This is a genomic window from Trueperella sp. LYQ141, from assembly GCF_046599555.1.
Classification (GTDB): Bacteria; Actinomycetota; Actinomycetes; order Actinomycetales; family Actinomycetaceae; genus Trueperella.
This window is the reverse complement of record NZ_JBKIWQ010000016.1, coordinates 1-5,231: the sequence shown is the minus strand read 5'-3', so window position 1 is coordinate 5,231 and position 5,231 is coordinate 1. Positions and strand designations below refer to the sequence as shown.

Sequence of the window (5,231 nt, the reverse complement as noted above, 5' to 3'; positions counted from 1 at the left end):
TGTGTTGTTTGATATCTCAATAGTGTGCTAGTTTTTTATGTTTTTGTTTTCTGGTTGGTGCTGGATGTTTTGTTTGGTGCTGGCTGGGTTTTTGTGCCAGATGTTTCTGGTTTTTTGAGCTGGTTTGCTCTCTGGTTTTTTGTGGAGAGTTTGATCCTGGCTCAGGACGAACGCTGGCGGCGTGCTTAACACATGCAAGTCGAACGGTTAAAGCCTCTTTCGGGGGGTGTATAGCGTGGCGAACGGGTGAGTAATACGTGAGTAACCTGCCCTTGACTTTGGGATAGGCCTGGGAAACTGGGTGTAATACTGGATATTCTGCTTCTGTCGCATGGCGGGGGTTGGAAAGTTTTTTCGGTTAGGGATGGGCTCACGGCCTATCAGCTTGTTGGTGGGGTGATGGCCTACCAAGGCTTCGACGGGTAGCCGGCCTGAGAGGGTGACCGGCCACATTGGGACTGAGATACGGCCCAGACTCCTACGGGAGGCAGCAGTGGGGAATATTGCACAATGGACGCAAGTCTGATGCAGCGACGCCGCGTGGGGGATGAAGGCTTTCGGGTTGTAAACTCCTTTCAGCACAGAAGAAGCGTAAGTGACGGTATGTGCAGAAGAAGCGCCGGCTAACTACGTGCCAGCAGCCGCGGTAATACGTAGGGCGCGAGCGTTGTCCGGAATTATTGGGCGTAAAGAGCTCGTAGGCGGTTTGTTGCGCCTGCTGTGAAAGACCGGGGCTTAACTCCGGGGTTGCAGTGGGTACGGGCAGACTAGAGTGTGGTAGGGGTAACTGGAATTCCTGGTGTAGCGGTGAAATGCGCAGATATCAGGAGGAACACCGATGGCGAAGGCAGGTTACTGGGCCATTACTGACGCTGAGGAGCGAAAGCGTGGGTAGCGAACAGGATTAGATACCCTGGTAGTCCACGCCGTAAACGTTGGGCACTAGGTGTGGGGCCTTTTCCACGGGTTCTGCGCCGCAGCTAACGCATTAAGTGCCCCGCCTGGGGAGTACGGTCGCAAGGCTAAAACTCAAAGGAATTGACGGGGGCCCGCACAAGCGGCGGAGCATGCGGATTAATTCGAGGCAACGCGAAGAACCTTACCAAGGCTTGACATACACTGGAACACTGCAGAGATGTGGTGGCCTTCGGGCTGGTGTACAGGTGGTGCATGGTTGTCGTCAGCTCGTGTCGTGAGATGTTGGGTTAAGTCCCGCAACGAGCGCAACCCTTGTCTCGTGTTGCCAGCACTTCGGGTGGGGACTCACGAGAGACTGCCGGGGTTAACTCGGAGGAAGGTGGGGATGACGTCAAATCATCATGCCCCTTATGTCTTGGGCTTCACGCATGCTACAATGGCCAGTACAGAGGGTTGCGATGTTGTAAGGCGGAGCGAATCCCTTAAAGCTGGTCTCAGTTCGGATTGGGGTCTGCAACTCGACCCTATGAAGTCGGAGTCGCTAGTAATCGCAGATCAGCAACGCTGCGGTGAATACGTTCTCGGGCCTTGTACACACCGCCCGTCACGTCACGAAAGTTGGCAACACCCGAAGCCCGTGGCCTAACCCTTTTTGGGCGGGAGCGGTCGAAGGTGGGACTAGCGATTGGGACGAAGTCGTAACAAGGTAGCCGTACCGGAAGGTGCGGCTGGATCACCTCCTTTCTAAGGAGCCCCTGTTGTGGTGCGTGCTGTTGTGGTGCGTGCTGTTTGTTTGGGGTGTTTGTGGAGCGTAAGAAACTGGCATGCTGTTGGGGTGTGGGGTAACACCTGGGTCTGCGATTGTTCTGCGTGGTTTGCGTGGGGTGGTTGTGGTGTCTGTGTGGTGGTTGATAATTGTATAGTGGATGCGAGCATCTTTGGTTTTTGTAAGTGTTTAAGGGCGTTCGGTGGATGCCTTGGTACACGAAGCCGATGAAGGACGTTGTAGCCTGCGATATTCCTCGGGGAGTTGGCATACGAGCTGTGATCCGAGGGTTTCCGAATGGGGGAACCTGGCTAGAGTTGTTTCTAGTTACTGCCATCTGAATGTATAGGGTGGTGGGGGTGACGCGGGGAAGTGAAACATCTTAGTACCCGCAGGAAAAGATATTCTGTGAGTAGTGGCGAGCGAAAGCGGATGAGGCTAAACCGGGTGTGTGTGATAGTCGTCGGGCGTTGCATATCCGGGGTTGTGGGATGCTGTGTGGTCATGCCGATGTGTGGCCGTGGAGTGATAAAACTGTTGTATAGGTGAATCAGTTGGGAAGCTGGACCGTAGAGGGTGATAGTCCCGTAGGTGAAATGCGGCAGTCTTCATAGTGGTTATCCCGAGTAGCACGGGGCTCGTGAAATCTCGTGTGAATCTGCCCAGACCACTGGGTAAGCCTAAATACTTCGTGTGACCGATAGTGTATTAGTACCGTGAGGGAATGGTGAAAAGTACCCCGGGAGGGGAGTGAAATAGTACCTGAAACCGGACGCTTACAATCCGTCAGAGCCTTCTTGGTGGGGGTGATGGCGTGCCTTTTGAAGAATGAGCCTGCGAGTTAGGATGTGTAGCGAGATTAACCCGTGTGGGGTAGTCGTAGTGAAAGCGAGTCTGAATAGGGCGTTTGAGTTGCATGTTCTAGACCCGAAGCGAGGTGATCTACCCATGGGCAGGGTGAAGCACGTGTAAGAGCGTGTGGAGGCCCGAACCCACTTCAGTTGAAAATGGAGGGGATGACCTGTGGGTAGGGGTGAAAGGCCAATCAAACTTCGTGATAGCTGGTTCTCCCCGAAATGCATTTAGGTGCAGCGTTGCGTGTGCTTGCTGGTGGTAGAGCGACTGGATGGTTGATGGCCCTTATCCGGGTACTGAGATCAGCCAAACTCCGAATGCCGGTTAAGTTGAGCGTGGCAGTGAGACTGCGGGGGATAAGCTTCGTAGTCGAGAGGGAAACAGCCCAGATCATCGGTTAAGGCCCCTAAGGGTGTGCTAAGTGGGAAAGGATGTGGAGTTGCTGTGACAACCAGGAGGTTGGCTTAGAAGCAGCCATCCTTGAAAGAGTGCGTAATAGCTCACTGGTCAAGTGATTCCGCGCCGACAATGTAGCGGGGCTAAGTACACCGCCGAAACCGTGGCAATAGTTTTTACTGTTGGGTAGGGGAGCGTCGTGTTTGGGATGAAGCTGCCTGGTGATGGGTGGTGGACTGGACGCGAGTGAGAATGCAGGCATGAGTAGCGAATGACGGGTGAGAATCCCGTCCGCCGTTTGACCAAGGGTTCCAGGGCCAGGTTGTTCCGCCCTGGGTTAGTCGGGTCCTAAGGCGAGGCCGACAGGCGTAGTCGATGGGCAACCAGTTGTTATTCTGGTACCGGCGAAAAACCGTCCATGTTGAAGCGAGGGATACTAACCATCCCGGCACGTCTACTTCCTTTCGGGGTTGTGGGTTGTGTTCGGCGTGGGACCTGATCTTGTTGTAGGCAAGCGTGTTAACAGGGGTGACGCACAGTGGTAGCTTCCGCGTGGCTAATGGCTTGCCACGTTTAACAGCGCAGCTTGTTTCCTAGGTAAATCCGGGAAGCGTGTGAGTGAGGCTGGATGATGACCCATTTTGTTGGGGAAGTAGAGTGATCCTGTGGTGCCAAGAAAAGCCTCGACGTTAGGTTTTAGCCGCCCGTACCCTAAACCGACACAGGTGGTCAAGTAGAGTATACTAAGGCGTTCGAGTGAATCGTGGTTAAGGAACTCGGCAAAATGCCCCCGTAACTTCGGGAGAAGGGGGGCCTGATCCTTGAAGCACCTTGCGTGCTAGGGGTGATGGCCGCAGAAACCAGGGAGAAGCGACTGTTTATCAAAAACACAGGTCCGTGCGAACACGTAAGTGGATGTATACGGACTGACGCCTGCCCGGTGCTGGAAGGTTAAGAGGATTGGTCAGCCCTCCTTGTGGGGGTGAAGCTAAGAATTTAAGCCCCAGTAAACGGCGGTGGTAACTATAACCATCCTAAGGTAGCGAAATTCCTTGTCGGGTAAGTTCCGACCTGCACGAATGGCGTAACGACTTCTCCACTGTCTCAACCGCGAACTCGGTGAAATTGCATTACGAGTAAAGATGCTCGTTACGCGCAGCAGGACGGAAAGACCCCGGGACCTTTACTATAGCTTGGTATTGGTGTTTGGTACGGTTTGTGTAGGATAGGTGGGAGACTGTGAAGCCTTCACGCTAGTGGGGGTGGAGTCATTGTTGAAATACCACTCTGATCGTGCTGGATGTCTAACCTTGGACCATGATCTGGTTCAGGGACAGTGCCTGGTGGGTAGTTTAACTGGGGCGGTTGCCTCCTAAAAGGTAACGGAGGCGCTCAAAGGTTCCCTCAGCCTGGTTGGCAATCAGGTGTTGAGTGTAAGTGTATAAGGGAGCTTGACTGTGAGACTGACAAGTCGAGCAGGTACGAAAGTAGGAACTAGTGATCCGGCGGTGGCTTGTGGAAGCGCCGTCGCTCAACGGATAAAAGGTACCCCGGGGATAACAGGCTGATCCTGCCCAAGAGTTCATATCGACGGCATGGTTTGGCACCTCGATGTCGGCTCGTCGCATCCTGGGGCTGGAGTAGGTCCCAAGGGTTGGGCTGTTCGCCCATTAAAGCGGTACGCGAGCTGGGTTCAGAACGTCGTGAGACAGTTCGGTCCCTATCCGCTGCGCGCGTTCGAAACGTGAGAAGGGCTGTCCCTAGTACGAGAGGACCGGGACGGACGAACCTCTGGTGTGCCAGTTGTACCGCCAGGTGCATGGCTGGTTGGCTACGTTCGGAAGGGATAACCGCTGAAAGCATCTAAGTGGGAAGCCTGCTTCAAGATAACGTTTCACTGCTCCCTTAAGGAGTGAGAGGCCCCCTAAAGAACATGGGGTGATAGGCCAGATGTGTAAGCATGGTAACATGTTCAGCTGACTGGTACTAATCGGCCGATAACTTACAACAACAACATGTCAACACCCTGGTGTTGACACAACAAACTCGCATCTACTATACGATTATGGGCCACCACCACGAAAAGGAACCCCAAAGTTTTGACGGTGGCTATAGCGGTAGGGAAACGCCCGGCCCCATTCCGAACCCGGAAGCTAAGCCTACCAGCGCCGATGGTACTGCACCCGCGAGGGTGTGGGAGAGTAGGACACCGCCGTCACACAACCACATAACAACACATAGGCGCGAAGAGAAAAAACACTTCTCTCCGCGCCTAACACACACCCAAAAACACACA

At 54.0% G+C, this 5,231-nt stretch carries 3 rRNA genes; all 3 read left to right on the top strand.

Annotated elements, in window-relative coordinates:
* The first annotated feature begins 138 nt into the window (after positions 1 to 138).
* The 3 genes from ACLHIJ_RS08835 to rrf all read left to right on the top strand — a co-directional run bounded on the left by ACLHIJ_RS08835 (position 139) and on the right by rrf (position 5,153).
* Positions 139 to 1,662: ribosomal RNA gene (locus ACLHIJ_RS08835) — 16S ribosomal RNA — on the top strand.
* 201 nt (positions 1,663 to 1,863) lie between these two features.
* A 23S ribosomal RNA gene (locus tag ACLHIJ_RS08830) occupies positions 1,864 to 4,945 on the top strand.
* A gap of 91 nt (positions 4,946 to 5,036) precedes the next feature.
* Positions 5,037 to 5,153 (top strand): 5S ribosomal RNA (rrf, locus tag ACLHIJ_RS08825).
* Together the 16S, 23S and 5S rRNA genes form the textbook arrangement of a ribosomal RNA operon.
* Positions 5,154 to 5,231 lie beyond the last annotated feature (78 nt).